Annotated in this window: 15 protein-coding genes; 5 read left to right on the plus strand and 10 right to left on the minus strand. The window is 43.8% G+C overall.

What is annotated here, in order from left to right; translation table 11 throughout:
• Positions 1-89 precede the first annotated feature (89 nt).
• Positions 90-1,694 carry a bifunctional 3-(3-hydroxy-phenyl)propionate/3-hydroxycinnamic acid hydroxylase gene (locus FTU42_RS04195; protein WP_180083062.1) on the plus strand — a complete coding sequence of 535 codons (1,605 nt, stop codon included), beginning with the start codon at positions 90-92 and terminating at the stop codon, positions 1,692-1,694.
• Between the two features lie 80 nt (positions 1,695-1,774).
• On the opposite strand, the gene FTU42_RS04200 is transcribed toward FTU42_RS04195, so the two are convergent.
• The 7 genes from FTU42_RS04200 to FTU42_RS04230 form a co-directional block, all read right to left on the minus strand.
• Positions 1,775-2,389, minus strand: a complete 615-nt coding sequence (locus FTU42_RS04200; protein WP_180083083.1) for a glutathione S-transferase family protein — start codon at positions 2,387-2,389, stop codon at positions 1,775-1,777.
• 133 nt (positions 2,390-2,522) lie between these two features.
• Entirely contained in the window at positions 2,523-3,416 is an 894-nt protein-coding gene (locus tag FTU42_RS04205) for a LysR substrate-binding domain-containing protein (RefSeq protein WP_005097811.1), read from the minus strand.
• Between the two features lies 1 nt (position 3,417).
• Complete coding sequence (locus FTU42_RS04210) at positions 3,418-4,617, minus strand: MFS transporter (protein ID WP_159138263.1); 1,200 nt, start codon at positions 4,615-4,617, stop codon at positions 3,418-3,420.
• Between the two features lie 31 nt (positions 4,618-4,648).
• A complete protein-coding gene (locus FTU42_RS04215) occupies positions 4,649-5,212 on the minus strand; it encodes a TetR/AcrR family transcriptional regulator (RefSeq protein ID WP_005169748.1) in 564 nt (187 codons plus the stop codon).
• 497 nt (positions 5,213-5,709) lie between these two features.
• Complete coding sequence (locus FTU42_RS04220; protein ID WP_004280680.1) at positions 5,710-6,231, minus strand: acyl-CoA thioesterase; 522 nt, start codon at positions 6,229-6,231, stop codon at positions 5,710-5,712.
• A 289-nt stretch (positions 6,232-6,520) separates the two neighbouring features.
• Complete coding sequence (locus tag FTU42_RS04225) at positions 6,521-6,697, minus strand: hypothetical protein (RefSeq protein WP_005169744.1); 177 nt, start codon at positions 6,695-6,697, stop codon at positions 6,521-6,523.
• 345 nt (positions 6,698-7,042) lie between these two features.
• Positions 7,043-8,047, minus strand: coding sequence for a patatin-like phospholipase family protein (locus tag FTU42_RS04230; protein ID WP_005169741.1), 1,005 nt, complete (start codon positions 8,045-8,047; stop codon positions 7,043-7,045).
• 122 nt (positions 8,048-8,169) lie between these two features.
• On the opposite strand from FTU42_RS04230, the gene chrA reads away from it, so the two are divergent.
• On the plus strand, positions 8,170-9,375 hold the full coding sequence (gene chrA / locus FTU42_RS04235) for a chromate efflux transporter (protein WP_180083063.1): 1,206 nt from the start codon (positions 8,170-8,172) through the stop codon (positions 9,373-9,375).
• A gap of 54 nt (positions 9,376-9,429) precedes the next feature.
• Here the strand turns inward: chrA and FTU42_RS04240 are convergent, their stop codons facing one another.
• Positions 9,430-10,905, minus strand: a complete 1,476-nt coding sequence (locus FTU42_RS04240; RefSeq protein ID WP_071850767.1) for a sodium:alanine symporter family protein — start codon at positions 10,903-10,905, stop codon at positions 9,430-9,432.
• Positions 10,906-10,948: 43 nt separating this feature from the next.
• Positions 10,949-12,187: a sodium/glutamate symporter gene (gene gltS / locus FTU42_RS04245; protein WP_005169732.1), complete on the minus strand. Its 1,239-nt coding sequence runs from the start codon at positions 12,185-12,187 to the stop codon at positions 10,949-10,951.
• Between the two features lie 902 nt (positions 12,188-13,089).
• On the opposite strand from gltS, the gene FTU42_RS04250 reads away from it, so the two are divergent.
• Positions 13,090-13,797 (plus strand): nitroreductase, encoded by a 708-nt coding sequence (locus tag FTU42_RS04250; RefSeq protein WP_218949799.1) that lies wholly within the window; start codon positions 13,090-13,092, stop codon positions 13,795-13,797.
• A gap of 79 nt (positions 13,798-13,876) precedes the next feature.
• Here FTU42_RS04250 and FTU42_RS04255 read toward each other — a convergent pair whose 3' ends face one another.
• Positions 13,877-15,094: a multidrug effflux MFS transporter gene (locus FTU42_RS04255; protein ID WP_100355565.1), complete on the minus strand. Its 1,218-nt coding sequence runs from the start codon at positions 15,092-15,094 to the stop codon at positions 13,877-13,879.
• 139 nt (positions 15,095-15,233) lie between these two features.
• On the opposite strand from FTU42_RS04255, the gene yccS reads away from it, so the two are divergent.
• Positions 15,234-17,408 carry a YccS family putative transporter gene (gene yccS, locus FTU42_RS04260; protein ID WP_074383432.1) on the plus strand — a complete coding sequence of 725 codons (2,175 nt, stop codon included), beginning with the start codon at positions 15,234-15,236 and terminating at the stop codon, positions 17,406-17,408.
• Between the two features lie 85 nt (positions 17,409-17,493).
• The gene (locus FTU42_RS04265; protein WP_005169724.1) at positions 17,494-18,054 is read left to right on the plus strand and encodes a YcxB family protein; all 561 of its coding nucleotides are present in this window, start codon (positions 17,494-17,496) and stop codon (positions 18,052-18,054) included.
• Positions 18,055-18,152 lie beyond the last annotated feature (98 nt).

The raw sequence follows: 18,152 nt of genomic DNA on the forward strand, positions 1-18,152 counted from the left end.
ATAGCTCAACTACTATCGCCTAACTTGTTTCTAGCTCAGAACTGTCCCTTAATAGATTGAAATGCAAGTCGATTGAATGGACATTCACTATGAGCAATACCAATTACAGCACTGATGTAGCAATCCTCGGCGCTGGGCCTGTAGGCTTAACCATTGCCAACTATCTGAGCAAGCAAGGCGTGAGCGTCACGATGGTCGAGCAACTGGATAGTTTGATTGATTATCCACGTGCCATTGGGATCGATGATGAATCTTTGCGTACCATTCAATCCTTAGGTTTGGTCGATCAAGTCTTGCCCCATACCACGCCCAATCATGCCATGCGCTTTTTAACACCTAAGGGTCGCTGTTTTGCAGATATTCAGCCTTTAACCCGCGAATTCGGATTTTCACGCCGTAATGCCTTTATTCAGCCACAAGTCGATCAGGTTCTGCTTCAGGGCTTAAAACAATATAAAAATACGCAGGTGCTGTTCTCACGTCAATTGACCCAGTTTAGTCAGGATGCCGAGGGTGTAACGCTTAACCTGCAAAACGAACAAGGGGATACAGAAACAGTCCGTGCCCAGTACCTGATTGCCTGTGATGGCGGTAACTCTTATGTACGCCGCAATCTGGGCATTGCTTTTGAGGGTGAAACTGCGCCGAATCAATGGATCGTGATCGATCTTGAAAATGATCCGCTTGCGACACCGCATATTTACCTGTGTTGTGATCCGGTACGTCCTTATGTATCCGCCGCATTGCCCCATGGAATTCGCCGTTTTGAATTTATGGTTATGCCGGGTGAAACTCAGGAAGAACTCAGCAAACCGGAAAATATTGCCAAATTACTGGCCAAAGTGCTTCCAAGTACCGATGGCATCGAAGTGATCCGTCAACGTGTTTATACGCATAATGCCCGTATTGCGGACAAGTTCCGGGTAGACCGCATTTTACTGGCAGGTGATGCTGCGCACATTATGCCCGTCTGGCAAGGTCAGGGTTATAACAGCGGGATGCGGGATGCCTTTAACCTGGCCTGGAAAGTCGCACTGGTGGTTCAAGGCAAAACCGGCCCAGAACTTTTAGATTCGTATCAGATTGAACGTAAAGACCATGCCAAAGCCATGATTGATCTGTCCGTAATGGCCGGTCATGTATTGGCACCACCGAAAAAGTGGCAAGGTTTTGTCCGTGACGGTATCGCCTATGCCCTGAACTATATCAAGCCGATCAAACAGTACCTGCTGGAAATGCGCTTTAAACCGATGCCGAAATATCATGATGGTGTGCTTTTGAGCAACGGCGCCAAAAATTCTCCAATTGGCAAGATGTTCATTCAGCCTCAAGTTCAGCTTGCATCAGGTGAAACAGTGTTACTGGATGAAGTGATTGGCAATGATTTTGCCATTATTGCCTGGGGTGTCGATCCAAAATGGGGCCTGAGTCCAGAGACACTGCAACAGTGGAAAACACTCGGTGTGAAATTTATTCAGGTCATTCCGGCAGTGCAGTTACAAAATACCCAGCGCCAACCGTTTGAAGATGTCATCACCATTGGTGATAGCGGCACAGAAATTCGCTCCTGGTTTAGCAATACTTCCGATTCAGTGGTGATCTTGCGTCCTGACCGTTTTGTGGCCGCACTGGCCATTCCACAATCACTGGAAAACACCAGTCAGCAACTGTTTAAAAAGCTGTACCTAAAATAATTTTAAGGTCATTTTTTACCACGCTTCGGCGTGGTTTTTTATTGTTTTTAGATATCTCGGACAATATATAGACCGAGGAATTAGGCTCGGTAGTCTTGAAACCACGGCATGTCTTTCAGGGAATCACGAGAGGCCATCTGCTGCAAATAGGGTCTGAACTCGTCAAATGGCGGTAAAATTTTCGCAGAGATCGCAAAGATCAAACAATAGGCAGCATATAAGTCTGCTGCGGAAAATTCTTCACCTAGCAAATAAGGATTGGCCTGACTTATGCCCTGTTTCAGAAAATCAAATACTGCTGTTTCATTGCCGAAACTTAAACTTCTGCGGTTTTTTTCAATATTTTCTGGCGAAACCTGCAAATTTTTTAGATCGATATATTCGGTGAAGGGCCCATGACAGAAAAATATCCATTTTAAATATGCCCCACGCTTGGGTTCATCCAAAGCAGGTGCCAAGCCTTTATCAGAATACTTATCTGCCAGATAGATAAAAATGGCGGCCATTTCTGAAATGACAATCTCCTGATCGACCAGACAGGGAACTTTTCCCATCGGATTAATCTGTAAATATTCAGCTTGATGCATATATTCATAGGACACTTCCACCTGCTCAATCTGGTCTTCAATCTGCAATTCTTTCAATAAGGGCAACAGGGTCAGGCCCCGTGATTGCGGATTGTTATAGAGCTTCATCATATTGGTTTAACCATTTTTTATTTTTAGAGTTTCAGTATAAAACGGTTTTCTGTGTCAATTTACGTAGATGTGCTACAGATCATTTCTGTCGCACAGCTTTTAAAATATAGGCAGACCAAAGATGTAAATCTTAAAAAAGATCGACACAAAACTTTTCTTTTAAGACTTTTAAAATCAGATCAATCACCACATGTTTTTGGTCTTTACGATAATTGGCATATAGCCCAATCATGGGCAAAGGTTCAAGGGTCTTTTTGACCACGATATTATCGCCGAGTAATGGAATCACATAGGCCGGCACCAGACTCCAGCCCACGCCCATCCCGACCAGATTGACATTGAGCAGGATATTGGTCGAATGCTGCACCACATTGACCTTCAATTTGGACTGTTTAAAAAAGTCTTGAATAATTCGATGCAATTGTGGTGAAGCCTGTTCATCACTAATGACAAAATCCTGATTTTCAAAGCTCTTAATACTGACATGTGGCAGGGTCGCAACCGGAGAATCTTTAGGCACAATCAGGGTTAAAGGTTCATCAAAAATCCGGATCGAATCAAACTCGCTCGACTGTCCCGGATAGCGGGTAAAAGCAATATCGATCTGGCCTTTTCTTAAAGCACTAAACTGCTCAGCGTCAGTCAAACTATGAAATAGTGCTTTCAGTTCAGGAAAATGTGCGCGGATATTGGGCATGATATAGGGAAAGACTTTCATTTCCGCAACCGGTACAAATCCGATATTCAGCTGATCCTGATGTGCATTGGCAATCTGTCTGGCAGCGTGGATCGCACGTTCTGCATGTTCCAGACTGAGCAAAGCTTCTTTTAAAAAAACCTGTCCGGCCTCGGTCAGGTTGACCTTACGGTTATTTCGCTCCAGTAACTGTACACCTACCTCACGCTCCAGATCCTTGATTTGCTGACTTAAGGAAGGCTGTACAGTATTCAATTTTTCCGCAGCCCGGGTAAAATTCAGTTCCTCGGCCACAGTGACAAAATAACGTAAATGTCTTAATTCCATTTTATGCTTCCTGATTTTCCGGTACGTGTATTGGTCTTTTGGCCACATACTGACGATAAACCAAGATCGTCACAATGACGAGTGCAGCACTCGACACATACATCGCTTCAAAGCCCCAATAGGCAATCAATAGGCCCATCACCACGGAACCTACCGCCAAACCCAGATCAAACAGGGTAAAGAAGGTTGAAATCGCATGTCCCATACGCTGCTTATCGACAGATTGAATTGCGAGTGTCTGCAGACATGGAAATAATGAACCATAACCGATCCCCACAAAGACCGCTGATAACCAGAGCGTCCATTGATTGGATATCAGACTCACCATGACTAGGCCAATCGCAAAGAAAATAAAGGAAGGATAAATGACAGCACTTGGTCCCTTACGATCATAGATTTTCCCGACCCACGGCCGTACCAACAGCATCGAAGCCGCAAATACAATAAAAAATACGCTGGTATAAGCCAAAAGCTGCTTGCTTTCACTAAATGCCGTGATAAAACTCATGATGCCCGAATAAGCAAATGCCGTCAGCAACGCCACACAGCTTACCGCCAGGACTTTCACTTCCAATATATCTTGTAGACTCAATTTGGTTTTTCCTGTGCCGATCCGTCTTGATTTTGGCAGTTCGGTAATTTTCAGCATCCAGCAGAAAATCAGTCCCAGAGAAATAATAATAGCCAGAATCCCAAATAAGCTTTTAAAGCTGGTGAATTGAATGACGGTCAAGGCCAGCAATGGGCCAAATACCACCCCCAGATTGGTCGACATGACAAAATAGCCCATGCCCTCGCCTTTACGCTGTTCTGGAATAAATTCATTGGCCACCGGAACCGCCACCGTGGTCAAAATACTGAACCAAATGCCATGTAGAAATCGCACCAGCAACAGTGACCACAAGCTATCAATGAGCAAATAGCCAAAGGCAAACAGCGCAAAAATCACGCCTGCACCGCGCATCGAGATTTTCTTGCCCAGTTTTTCGATGATCATGCCGGAAAAAGGCCGAACTGCAATTGATGATGCCAGAAACAAGGTCAGTGCCAGACCCGCTTCTTTGACTGAGCCCCCCAAATCTTTCATGATGTAAATCGGCAAGATGGTCAGTAAGGCAAAATAATAAACAAACAGAAAAAAGTTATTGCATAAGCACAAGATAAATGAGCGATTCCATAAACGCTCGGGGCTGAGAGACATAAAAACCAACTTTAAGAAAAATAGACCAGGCTCAGGCTTGAATTACAACAGGATGCAGTACTAACCCAACCAGCGCCCGGATGTAATTTTCATCCGGCATACGATTGAAAAAAATAATCTGGTAATGGATCGGGCCGTACAGACTGTCCAGCATTAAATCAAAAGGATAATCCGCGCGAATCTCGCCACGCTCAATCGCTTGCTGAATCAGTTGATGAGTCTGCTGTCGACGCGGCAATAAATATTGCTGAAAGAATTCACCGGCCAGTTCACGATGATTGGCGATTACCACCAGTAAAGCCCGACCAATCGGATGGTTGAGCGCCTGAGACAACAAGCTTAGCTGTCGAATCAGATTACTTTTCAGGTCATTTGCAGGATCAGGCTCAAAAACTGAGACCGTATGCTGTTTGAAGGTATCTAGCACCAGCTCCGATTTATGCTTCCACCAGCGATAAATCGTAGATTTTCCCACCCCAGCTCGTGCTGCAACAGCCTCAATAGTCAGTTGATGATACTCTCCCTCTGCCAATGCATCGGCAACCGCTTGCAAAATACATTGCTGTCGTCGTGAGCTTTTTTCGTCATGATTCATAAAGTCTACTTATCTTCAAACACAATCGATACGATACGTATCGTTTTATATTAGAGCAAAAAACGATAAAGCTCCAGACATAAACTGAAATTAAGGCAAAAAAGACTCTCTTATAAAGTCATGCTGATCAGTTAAAGAATTTAAAAATAGACGCTTTAACTGCTTAGTCGTTCATGATGGAGTCTGAAGGTTTTAAATCAAATATTTTCAATATCATTTGTTACTTTGGTTTCATTCAAATGAGCAGCGGAACTTCGCAAGGAAGGCATCTTGCAGTCATATTCCTCACCGCAAAACTCGTCAGCCACCCTCGACTCGTCAATTTGTCATGGAGACCATCATTTTTTTAATCTTGCGGTGCAATACACCTCATGCCTCAAACAGTTGCGGATGACTTTTCCACCTATCACATATAATCCTCAATTTAAAAAAGAAAATGCCAGTCAATTGGTTAACTGACTGGCATTACTCTTATGAAGATGTTTTTAAATCACCGCTTAACTCTGTGCAGTCTTTTTATAAATACTGCATGAAGGATGATGATTCTCTTGCAAACGCGCGACTTTACGCTGTTCGGCTGCTTCAAAACGGCAACGTTTCCAGTCATTGTCCAGGTTCAAAGCCGGAATCTGTTTCGGTTTGCCATTTTCATCTACGGCCACCATAGTGAAATAACAGCTATTGGTATGGCGTACCGTTCTTTTTTGAATATTCTGCGCTTCTACACGAATCCCGATTTCCATCGAGGTGCGACCAACATGGTTGACACTGGCCAAGAAAGTTACCAGCTCACCCACATGAATTGGTTCCTTAAAGTTCACCTTGTCTACCGATAAGGTCACGACATAACTGCCCGAATAGCGACTCGCACATGCATACGCCACCTGATCCAGTAATTTCAGAATGGTTCCACCATGAACATTTCCTGAAAAATTTGCCATATCTGGCGTCATGAGAACTGACATCGTTAACTCTGACTGGTCATCTGACACTGCTGCAATTTGATCTAAAGGGGCCATCGTTTTCTTTGAACTCTTTGAATGACAAGGTTATCGCTTATTATTATAGCGTTTTTAACATGAATAAAATGTTCAATTCGGCAAATGAAGCATCATAATTATTGATATAGAAACTGCACTCATACAGAAAAAAATATATTTAACAGATCTCAAGGCTCAGCAAGAAGCTAAGTTCCAAACAAATAAACACTTATTGATCCAAAGCATCTGCTTACTCAGCTCAAGTTTTTTTCGGGCCGCTCTCATTTTGCAAAAAATAATTCAAGATGTTGGATAAATCATTACTGATTTAGCGCATGAGTGGTTTTAACATTTCCTGGGCGACATTTTCATAGCTGAGAATTTGCTGACCATCCAGTGTGGTAGTGACCGTGAAAGAACCATCTTGATGTGCAGCTGTCACTGTAAAAATATAGTGTTCAAATTGCGCCAACTTGACCTGATGTCCAATTTTAATCTGATTCATTGTCGTTACATCTATTCATTAATCTTTCAAAGCACATTCTGTCATGAACAATATTTAAATATTTGATCAACTTAAGTATAGGAATAATAATATTAAAATTTCGACTTAGAAAAGCAACACTTATTCCAAAAAAAATATAATTTATAATTCAACAACTTATAGTCAAAATAAAGCTTATCTCTCCTGAAAATTCTGGCCAATTCATATGCAGAAACAATGATTTAATCTTTTATAACGATCAGCCAGTGTTAAGATCAGAATCTGGAAAGCATAGGGATGCAATAGCTTTGCCTACCTGGTTCGATCTCATAAAAAATGAACAAAAAAATTTAACCGCAATATGCTTTAGGGCTGCTGCTGTTCCTGAGCCACAAAGAGCGGAATATGATGGCCGCGAGCATAATTATATTTTTGATAAGCGAGAGAAATATCCATCAGTTTTAACTGTGCAGCATCAATGCCGGCCTGCATGGTTAATTCTCTGCCACGTACATCAAAGATATGTCCTTTTTCCCGTAAATCGGGCTGGATCACCACATCGGCATGCTTTAATTCTTCTTGTGCCAAGTGTTGCTGCATAATATTAATATTCTGGTTAAACAGTCCCCAGACATTACTGGTTTCCGTATGAATAGGCTGTGCCAGAATATCAACCGCAATCACAATATCTGCTCCCAGCTCACGTGCCACATTCACCGGTACCGGGCTGACCAGCCCGCCATCGACATATTCTTTTTCTTCAATTATTGTTGGAATAAACATACTCGGAATCGACACTGAAGCACGTACTGCCTGTCCAGTATTGCCATAATTAAAAACGACTTTCTTGCCTTCTTTTAGTGCTGTGGCCACCACAAACATCGGGATTTTCATGGCTTCTAGTGGAGTTTGATCGACTTGTAAATTGACATAGTCTTCTACTTTTTTGCCATCAAAAAAACCTTTTCGATCCAGTTTGATATCGCGTACATCGGTTGCTCGCATGCTCAAGGCAATATTGCGCAGCTCAATCGCCGGTTTACCACTGGCATAAATAGATCCGACGATGCTGCCCGCACTGGTTCCAACAATAAAATCCGGACGAATACCGGCCTGTTCCAGTACTTCGAGCGCACCGATATGTGCATAGCCACGCGCACCACCACTGCCTAAAACGAGAGCAATGACCGGACGCTGTTCAGTTTGCTTGATCTTTTCAAAATCAATTTGATTCGGACGTGCCTGAGCTTCTCCACGTTGCGCAGCAGGTTGTAGATGATTGGTAGCTGACTGGACTGTCATCGGTGTGGTTTGACAACCACTCAGGCCGAATGCACCCAGTGCCACAATACTCAACACATATTTCTGCATGTAGAGAATGTCCTCATTAACTAAAGCAGCATAGTGTATAAACACCTGCTTAAATAATCTGTAGAATTTCGTAAAATTGTCATACAGTTCGGGTAGTTTGTCTTCATTTTCCCCTTCATGCTATGTCAGTCATTTCACTGTATCGGATTTTCCTGATTTTCCTGCAACTGGGTTGCATTTCATTTGGCGGTCCGGCAGCACATTTGGTGTTTTTTCACCGAAAATTTGTGACACAACTGCAGTGGCTAAATGACACCCAATACAGTCAACTGGTCGCTTTGGCGCAACTTTTACCCGGACCGAGCAGCAGTCAGGTGGGCCTGTCGATCGGTTATCTGCAACGGGGCTATACTGGTGCCGTGATCGCATGGCTGGGTTTTACCCTGCCCTCGGTTATTCTGATGACCTTGGTGGCGTTATTGGGTCAAAGCTATTTTCATATTTTAAACTCAAACAGCTTTCATACCATCCAGTTAATTGTATTTTCTGTAATCGCCTGGGCTTTCTGGCAAATGCTGAGAAGCTTCTGTAAAACGGCCTGGCAATATGCGGTCTTAATCCTATCTGTCGCATTACTGATAGTCGTTTCAGTGAGTTTTAACCAGATTTTGGTGATTATGCTGGGCGCAGTCTGTGGACTTTTGGCGGGACATTTTTATCAATCAGATTTGAAACCCAAAGAAATTAACAAAACGGCAATCAGCTCGCCTTATATTCGATCTGCCGCTGCGCCCTATTGGTTACTGGCATTTATCTTGCCATTTATGCTGCTGCCCTTAACGGGAAAATTATGGGGTGAATCAGACCTGCAATTTTTTTCCAATTTCTATCAGACTGGCTCGCTGGTGTTTGGTGGCGGTCATGTAATTCTGCCTTTGCTGCATCAGGATTTTGTCGCGACTGGCATAGTGAATGCGCAATCTTTTGATCTTGGCTATGCATTTGCCCAGCTCATGCCGGGGCCTTTATTCAGTTTTGCCAGTTATATTGGTGCTTTGCTGCCTTGGACGCCTTATGTCTGGCTGAATGCAGTTTTAGCAACCTGTGCAATCTTTTTACCTTCATTTTTCCTGATCTTTGCCACCTTGCCCTACTGGTCATGGTTGATGCAGCAGCGCCATATTCATCAGGCGGTGATGGGCATCAATGCTGCGGTGGTGGGTCTGTTACTGTATTTATTGCTGGATCTTTCACAACGTTATTTTAGTTATGGCTCCGACCTGGTCTTTGTCGCGGTGATGATTGCCCTGCTACGTTCAAAATTACCGGTCTGGTTTAGCCTGATTTTGGGTTTTGTGCTTTATCAAAGTTATTTAAATTTCTTCTAAATAAAACTTTGGCACAAAAAAACCCCGAATGATCGGGGCTTTTTATTTTAAGTCTTACCAGATATCTGATTTAACCTTGTCTTTAAATTTAGGATGGTTATCCAGTTTAAATTCAGGCTCTTTCACGCCACGCTTCAACTGACCGGTATAGTCTTTGAGAAGCATCAGCAGGAATGGCATCAGCAACAGGATCGCAATCAAGTTGATACTTGCCATGACACCCATAAACAGATCCGCCATATTCCAGATCAATGGCACGCTGGCGATAGAACCGAAATACACCATCACCAATACAAATAAACGGAAAATCAACATAACCCGGCTATTGTTATTAATGAACTGGACGTTTCCTTCGGCATAGGCATAGTTACCAATAATCGAAGAATAGGCAAACAGGAACAGAATCAAAGCCAGGAAGTCATCACCCCAGGCACCAATCTGGCTTTCGAGTGCCATCTGGGTCAAGGTCACGCCTTCAAAGCCTGCATTTTCATACAGACCCGAAACCAGAATAATAATCGCGGTACATGAACACACCACAAAGGTATCTACAAATACTCCGAGCATCTGTACCAGACCCTGGTTGACTGGATGTTTGACATCCGAGGCTGCAGCAGCATTCGGTGCCGAACCCATCCCTGCCTCGTTAGAGAACAGACCACGCTTGATCCCCATCATCATGGCCATAGACACCATGGCACCAAAGAAACCACCAGCAGCGGCTTCAAATTCAAAGGCTTTACTGAAAATAAGCTGGAAGATGGATGGGAGCAGATCGTAATTGATAACCGCAATATATAAAGCCACCGCCAGATACAGTAGCGCCATAAAGGGCACTACCTTTTCTGCCACTTTGGCGATACGTTTAATACCGCCAAAAATGATTGTAGCTGTAATCAATACTAAGACTAGCCCAATCCAGGAAACTTCAAAATCCAATCCGCCTAAAGGCAAAATGATATTGGCCTGATCCCAGCCCCATGCGTGTGATGTTGCACCGGTAATGGCATTGGCCTGAACCGCATTAAACACAAAACCATAGGTCGTGATCAATGCAATTGCAAAGACAATCCCGAGCCATTTCTGTTTTAGACCCTGAGTAATGTAATACGCGGGGCCACCACGGAATTGCTGGTTTTTATGATCGCGCACCTTAAACAATTGCGCCAATGAGGATTCCACCAAAGCAGAGCTCATACCCAGAAATGCAGTAACCCACATCCAGAACACCGCGCCCGGTCCGCCAATCGCAATGGCAATGGCCACACCGGCGACATTACCCACCCCGACCCGGCTTGCAAGACCAGTCACAAAGGCCTGAAACGGGGTAATGCCGTGCGCATCCTGAACCTTGCCACGGCTGCCTTTCATGACTTTCATGCTGTGCCAGAACAAACGAATTTGTACTGCACCCGTCATGATTGTATAGAAAATACCAACTGCGACCAGAAACACCACCAGAAAGTCCCACAAAGGACCATTCACGGCATTAATCCAGCCAAGCAATGTTTCATTTAACTGATCATTCATGTCACATCCTTATGAGCTTATGACTCATCGTATCAGGTCTAAATTATACAAAGAACTTCAAGATCATTTGAATAACAGTGGCATTGATTAGGTCAACAAAGAACGCGCCACATAATGGAACGATCAGGAAGGCCTTATGTGATGCACCATACATATTGGTAATCGCCTGCATATTGGCAACCGCTGTCGGTGTTGCACCCATACCAAAACCACAGTGACCCGCTGCAAGTACCGCAGCATCATAGTTCTTGCCCATCAGGCGGAAAGTTACAAAACCGGCATACAAAGCCATGGTGATAGTCTGTGCACCCAGAATTACCATCAGTGGTCCTGCAAGGTCAGCCAATTGCCATAATTTCAATGACAACAATGCCATCGCCAAGTACAGCGACAATGAAGCATTACCGAACACATCAATCGCACGATCGAAAATCTGAACTTTGAAAATACCTTCCAGTACATTACGCAGGATGACACCACCCGCCAATGCCCACACGAATGTTGGCAGTTCAAATGCAGTACCTTTACTGAAACCCGTCATAAACTCTGCAAAAGCCAAACAGCCTGCAAACAGGCCCAAGGTCGTGATTGCATTATCAGCGGTAATTAAACGCACCTGATGCGGATATTCAAACGGTACATATTCGCTGGTGGTGCTGTCCATTGGCGTATTGTCACGCTTTTCGATCTGCTGATCGGTACGTGCAGTCGCCAGGTTATAACGGTTGATCAGCAACTTGGCCAAAGGTCCGCCAATAATACCGCCGATAATCAATCCAAAAGTCGCACTGGCCATACCTAGTGCCAGCGCACCTTGAATACCATGTTCAACTTCAAAAATTTCCCCCCATGCCCCCGCGGTACCATGACCACCGGTTAAGGTAACTGAGCCTGCAATCAGGCCAATCAAGGGGTCAATACCCAGTAATGTGGCCAGACTTATGCCGACCGCATTTTGCAAAATGATGAAAGCCGAAACAGCAAACAGGAAAATAATCAGACCGACCCCGCCTTCACGCAACTTGGAAAAGTTGGCACTCAGACCAATCGAGGCAAAGAAAATCAGCATAAAACTGGTTTGTAATTCTGCACTGGTGGTGATGCTGTATCCCCACAATGAATGCACCAGCAATGAAATGATCGCCGCAACCAAACCGCCCGCAACCGGCTCAGGAATATTGTAACGTCTTAAAAAATCGATTTTATTAACCAGGAATCGGCCGAGTAACAAAACAATGACTGCGGCAATCAAGGTATAAAATGCGTTAAAAGTAAAATCCATAATTTTTTGCCCAAGATGATTTTGCATTTTTTATTTTTCTAAAAGTCATGGAGTGCGCTAGATCTCTAGCTCTCTCATTAGATGTTCATCTGGAAATATCCTGATTTGATCTATCACTTTTAGAAAAACAAACCGATTTATCATCTCTTTCAAACTTATGAATATCATCATCACGATCATATTCAACAAATGAGAGATTTATAAAAGCAACACCTTTTCCATTCCGACACTCAGTCTGTTTGAAAATTGCAGACAATTTTCAAACAGACGCGCATGCTGGTAAAAAAACTGTGTTTTAAGCTCAAAAAAACATTCAGTGCTTGATGAGTGCTTTCAACCTAAAGACTTCATTCAAGCCATCTGGAATCGCGTTATTTAAAACAGATCTTCATCACGCAATGCATGAATTAAGATGAAAAGTCGTACATTATGCTGTTTCTTTGTATCAAGTTTTATTTCTTTTTATTAGCAATAGTTAATTTACCTATAAAAAATAATTATAACTTCTCATTTTTATATGAAGATTAATCTATATTTTAATTCAAAAAAAATATTAATCTTTTACTCGACACGGAAGGAAACAGGGATCTTGAAATTAAATTATCTTGATTTTCAGTCAAAATAAACCCGTTCTCTGTGTGAAATTGTTATTACTGAATGATTCAAGCACTTGGGTTTTAAGCCATTTTTTAAATCAAAGATAATCTTTATCACTAAATTCATTGCTATCACTGAGGCGATTTAAGACCAGCTAAAAGCATGCGAAATTTCATTATTCAAGTCATTTTGCTGACAAATTGTTTTTTTCAGCTGGCGAAGAATTAAATTTTCCTATCCCCCGTTCTGTTTGTTTAGTTTATAGTCATTGCAAACTCAATAAGGATATTCGACTGGACCCCATAATGGATCAAAATCTTGTTCATGCTGTAGATCACACCATCACTTCTCGCCATTCAGTGCGTGCTTTTTTAAATACCCCCGTTAGTACAGACACCTTAAAAGAGATTTTGACGGTGGCCAGCCGCGCACCCTCAGGAACCAACACCCAACCCTGGAAGGTGTATGTGGTAACAGGTAAAAAGCGTGATGAACTCGTGCAACAGGTTTGTCAGGCACAAATGCAAATCTATGCCAATCCCGAGCTGGCGGAACAATACCAAGAAACCTTTGCCTATTATCCTGAACAATGGCTCTCGCCGTTTATTGAACGTCGTCGTGAAAATGGTTGGGGCTTATATGGTTTGCTGAATATTCAAAAAGGCGAAAAAGAAAAAATGGCACGGCAGCAGCTGCGTAATTTTGAATTATTTGATGCACCGGTGGGACTGTTTTTTACCGTACATCGCTCTTTGGCCATTGGTTCGAAAATGGATATTTCGATGATGATCCAGAATGTCATGATTGCAGCAAAAGCCCGCGGTCTGGGCACTTGCCCGCAGGCCGCCTGGAATCATTTCCATCCCATCGTACTCGATCTGGTCGGTGCACCTGAACATGAAGAACTGGTCTGTGGCATGGCCTTGGGCTATGCCGATCCAGAGCAGATCATTAACAGCTTTATTACGCCGCGTGTCCCGGTAGAAGAATTCGCTGTATTTATTGATGAGTGATTGAATCAAGGCTGAGTCTATCGACTTGGCCTTATTTTCAGATCTTTAGATTTTATCTGGCCAGAGCCAGATCAGGCATTTATTCATGTTTGAATACTGGCAGCTCAAGTTGACAAATTGCCCAGACGGCAATACAAACAAAAACCAGCATAATCAATGCCATATTTAATAAAGCATTCCAAACCAGAAAATTTAGTAAAAGCCCGCCCAATAAGCCACAGACAAATTGCATACTGCCCATAATCGCGCTAGCAGTTCCTGCACGTGCACCCTGCTTCGCCATAGCCAATGCCATAGCATTCGGGCCAGTAAAACCGATCGACGCCACCACGACAAACATGCCCAGCAAGACCAATGCAATAGAATCTACATCCAGATAGCCAAGCAATACTAAAACGAAAACGCCCACTAACTGTAGAACAATGCCGATTTTAAGGCGTTGCAATATCGAGAAACGTCCGGCCAGACGTTTATTCAAGGTCGAAAATAACATGATCCCGACGGCATTGGCACCAAAGGCATAGGCAAACTGCTGCTCAGTCAGTTGATAACGATCCATCAAAATGGCCGAAGATGCACTGATATAACAGAACATCACCGCACTGGAAAAACAGCCGGCATAAAGCGGATGTCGAAAGCTTTGATCCTGAAAAATGCTACGGTACAAACTTAGAACCTGTTGAACGTTCAGCTTGAGACGGCGCTCTGGTTCCAGAGTTTCTTTAAAGAGAAAATGTACACAGGCCAGACTCAGCAGACCGCAGCCCATCAGCACCAAAAAAATCACATTCCATTCATAAAACATCAACACCCAGGCCCCCAGACTCGGCGCGAGAATGGGTGCAATCGCGGTCACAATCATCATGCTGGCAAAAGCCTGAGCTGCTGAATGCATATCCAGACGATCACGAATGGCCGCACGGGCCATGACCACCCCGACACAACCACCCAAGGCCTGCAGAATCCGTGCAGCGATCAGACTCCATTCATCCTGTGCAAACACACACAGCAGACTTGCCACAATGTATAAACACAGCCCAAAATACAGCGGTGGTTTACGCCCAATCCGGTCACTGATCGGCCCATAAATCAGTTGCCCCACAGCCAGACCGAAGAAGTAAGCCGGCAAGCTATTCGAGACCATTTGGGTACTGACGCCAAAATCTGCTGCCATCGCCGGCAAGGCAGAAAGATACATATCAATGGATAAAGGCCCGAGCGCACTCAGCGCCGCTAGCAAAACAATCCAGGACATGGCATAAGGTGGTTGTACGATTTTATTCGATGGCATAAGCATGAAGATTTAAAGCGCTAATATGCAGACAAGTTAACACAGTGCATAGTATGATTTAGCTTGAAATGAAATTTTATAAACCTACTATTTTTCATTGGCATATTCAGATTCATCTGTAAGACTGCAGTATAAAGGACGACTTTTGAAATCTTGGCTCACTCGTCTCAAGCAAACCACCTATAATACGACCTTGATGTATAACCTGCGTATGATGACGGCATTTGCAGGTACCGCCTTTGTTCCCTATTTTATGGGGCAACAATTGATGACGATTCCCCTGACTTTAGGTGTGGTCGCAGCCGGTTTAAGCGATATTGATGACCGCTTTTCGGTGCGTATTCTCAATCTCCTGTATACCTACATGGGTTTCTTCATTACTGCGGTTGGCGTTTATCTGCTCTATCCTTATCCGCCGCTGTTCGCCTTGGCCTTGATTGTTTCTTGTATTGGCCTGATTCTGCTTGGCTCCCTTGGCAGGCGCTATGCCACAATTTCTTATGGCTGTCTGGTGGTTTCCGTCTATGCCATGCTGGGTGTCGAACTGTTCGATGAATGGTATAAGCAGGCCGGCTTGCTGGTCATCGGTGCGATGTGGTACGGCATTCTGTCGACGCTCAGCTTCCTGGTCTTCCCTGCCCGGTTGGCACAAGACAAGCTTGCCACCTCTTATGCTTCGCTTGGTGACTTTTTATATGCCAAGTCCAATCTGTTTGATGTGGACATGACCCCGACCAGTTATCAGCAGAGCATGATTGATCTTTCTCTTGAAAATGGCAAACTGATTGCCATTTTTAACGAAATGAAAACGGCGCTCTTGACCCGTCTAAAAGGCGACCGTGGGCAAAAAGATACCCGTCGCAGTCTGCAATATTATTTTGTGGCGCAGGATATTCATGAACGTGCCGATTCAGCCCATATTGATTATCAGAAACTGGCCAAGATTTTCCAGCACAGCGACATCCTGTTCCGCTTTCAGCGCATCATGTCGATTCAGGGCAAAGCCTGCAAGGACCTGAGTGAAAGTTTGCTGCTGCGCAAGCCTTATGTACATAACAAACGCTTCAAGCATGCTTTTGACAATCTTCGGCTGTCTCTGGAGAAATTACGTCAGGATCAGCATTATGATCAGGTCTGGATTAATGCTTTATTTTCACTATTTCAGAACCTGAAATCGATTGATGCCCAGTTACGTAACCTGGAAACCGAGCAAAGTATCAAAGCCGAGCGTTTTAAACATATTGAAAACCAGCTCAGAGATGATGACCTGAAAGGCTGGGACGACATCAAGGTTCGAATTAAACAGCATCTCACTCCAGAATCGGTGCTGTTCCGGCATGCCATCCGCCTGTCGATTGTGCTGCTGATCAGCTATATCTTTGTACAGGTCAGCAATATTGAATATGGTTACTGGATTTTATTAACTGCACTGTTTGTCAGCCAGCCAAACTTTAACGCCACCAAGCGGCGTTTACGTCTGCGGATTGTCGGTACCTTGGTCGGTATTATTTTCGGTTATGCCATTTTATATTTTGTACCTTCTGTCGAAGGACAATTATTACTGCTGGTGTTCAGCGGGATCTTGTTCTTTGAATTGCGTAGTAAACAGTATGCCCAAGCCACGGCCTTTATCACGATTCTTGCCTTGATCAACTTCAATCTGGATGGTATGGGCTTTGCTGCGGCTATCCCGCGGATGATTGATACCCTGATTGGCTGTGCCATTGCCTGGTTCGGGGTCAGCTTTATTTTCCCGGACTGGAAGTTCAGACGTTTGCCGCGCAGTATCAAACGCAGCTTGCAGGCAGAAGCGGACTATTTAAGTGAAGTGATCGAGCAATATAAATCGGGGCGTAATAATGGCCTGAAATATCGGATTGTGCGCCGTGCTGCCCACAATACCGATGCAGAGGTGGCTTCACTCATTTCGACCCTGGCCACTGAACCGGATATTGATCCGGTACAAAAATCGCTGGCCTTTGAGTTCCTGTGTCTGAACCATACCTTTATCAGTTATATCGCCGCGCTGGGTGCGCACCGGGGAAGAATTGAGGATCAGGACATTCTGAATTTACTGGATAATGCATTAGAGAACATTCGCGGTGCATTATTACGAGACGAAACGCCCGATTTAAGGGCGCAAAATATGATTGTCCATATTCGACAGCGTCTATCACATGATCAGGAACAAGATCAGAAATCTCTGATCATTTTGCAGCAGCTGTCTTTAATGTTCAGTATTTTAAACCAGTTGAGCCAATTGAAACAAAGTTTGAGCCATGAGCGTGATGAACAGGCAACAGAACTCGGTTCATTATAATTTGGATGATTTTGGAACAATATACTCACTGAATTGGTACAATTAATGCTAAACTTTTTACAGTTTTAAATCTGCTAGTTTCACTATGACCGCGAAAAATTTATACGCTTATACCCTACAGCCTGTGAACTATGAAATTTCAGAAGCCGAGCAGCGTCATGCTCAGCTGGTGATCTGGCGTAGTACCAATAAAATTGGCATGAAAGCATGGCTGATCATGGGTGCTGTTGTTGCACTTTCTATTCTGGGCCTTCTGCTTCTCAAGAACTATTCAACCGTGTTCTGCTGGGTGGCGATTGCCTGTGTGGTGTTGTATTACCTGATCCGTACCTTTGGTCTGGAATGGTATGTTAAACGCAAGATGAACGAATTTCCGGTACAGGAAATCAAAGGTGTTCGTCTGGGCGTACAACCGCACGGTATCATCATGCGTCAGAAAATGGGCATGCAGGAAGGTGTGGGTGCGATCAGCTGGAAAGACATTTATGAATGGTACAACACACCAGAATTCATGTTGGTCAATTTCAAGGTAAAAGGCCAGCAAGGTGCTTATATCCTGCCTAAACGTCTGGACAGCAAAAACTTTTCTTTTAACACGATTCGTAAGCATCTAGAAGCAGAAGTTGGCGCAGCCAAACAAATCTAAACTTGTACACGTTTCAACAAAAAACCTCCTGCCCCGGCATGGAGGTTTTTTTAATCCTAAAACAATAAATGATAATGAGAATAAATATTATCCTCAAC

The sequence above is a fragment of the Acinetobacter sp. YH12102 genome, from assembly GCF_013419125.1.
GTDB classification, from domain to species: Bacteria; Pseudomonadota; Gammaproteobacteria; order Pseudomonadales; family Moraxellaceae; genus Acinetobacter; species Acinetobacter pseudolwoffii.

Bases quoted from the DNA above. Each gene is read 5' to 3' on its own strand.
- FTU42_RS04255 (WP_100355565.1), bottom strand. From the start codon at position 15,094: ATGCTTATGCCATCGAATAAAATCGTACAACCACCTTATGCCATGTCC.
- FTU42_RS04195 (WP_180083062.1), top strand. From the start codon at position 90: ATGAGCAATACCAATTACAGCACTGATGTAGCAATCCTCGGCGCTGGG.
- FTU42_RS04250 (WP_218949799.1), top strand. From the start codon at position 13,090: ATGGATCAAAATCTTGTTCATGCTGTAGATCACACCATCACTTCTCGC.
- FTU42_RS04240 (WP_071850767.1), bottom strand. From the start codon at position 10,905: ATGAATGATCAGTTAAATGAAACATTGCTTGGCTGGATTAATGCCGTG.
- FTU42_RS04220 (WP_004280680.1), bottom strand. From the start codon at position 6,231: ATGGCCCCTTTAGATCAAATTGCAGCAGTGTCAGATGACCAGTCAGAG.
- FTU42_RS04205 (WP_005097811.1), bottom strand. From the start codon at position 3,416: ATGGAATTAAGACATTTACGTTATTTTGTCACTGTGGCCGAGGAACTG.
- FTU42_RS04265 (WP_005169724.1), top strand. From the start codon at position 17,494: ATGACCGCGAAAAATTTATACGCTTATACCCTACAGCCTGTGAACTAT.
- chrA (WP_180083063.1), top strand. From the start codon at position 8,170: ATGTCAGTCATTTCACTGTATCGGATTTTCCTGATTTTCCTGCAACTG.
- FTU42_RS04215 (WP_005169748.1), bottom strand. From the start codon at position 5,212: ATGAATCATGACGAAAAAAGCTCACGACGACAGCAATGTATTTTGCAA.
- FTU42_RS04225 (WP_005169744.1), bottom strand. From the start codon at position 6,697: ATGAATCAGATTAAAATTGGACATCAGGTCAAGTTGGCGCAATTTGAA.
- FTU42_RS04210 (WP_159138263.1), bottom strand. From the start codon at position 4,617: ATGTCTCTCAGCCCCGAGCGTTTATGGAATCGCTCATTTATCTTGTGC.
- gltS (WP_005169732.1), bottom strand. From the start codon at position 12,187: ATGGATTTTACTTTTAACGCATTTTATACCTTGATTGCCGCAGTCATT.
- FTU42_RS04200 (WP_180083083.1), bottom strand. From the start codon at position 2,389: ATGAAGCTCTATAACAATCCGCAATCACGGGGCCTGACCCTGTTGCCC.
- FTU42_RS04230 (WP_005169741.1), bottom strand. From the start codon at position 8,047: ATGCAGAAATATGTGTTGAGTATTGTGGCACTGGGTGCATTCGGCCTG.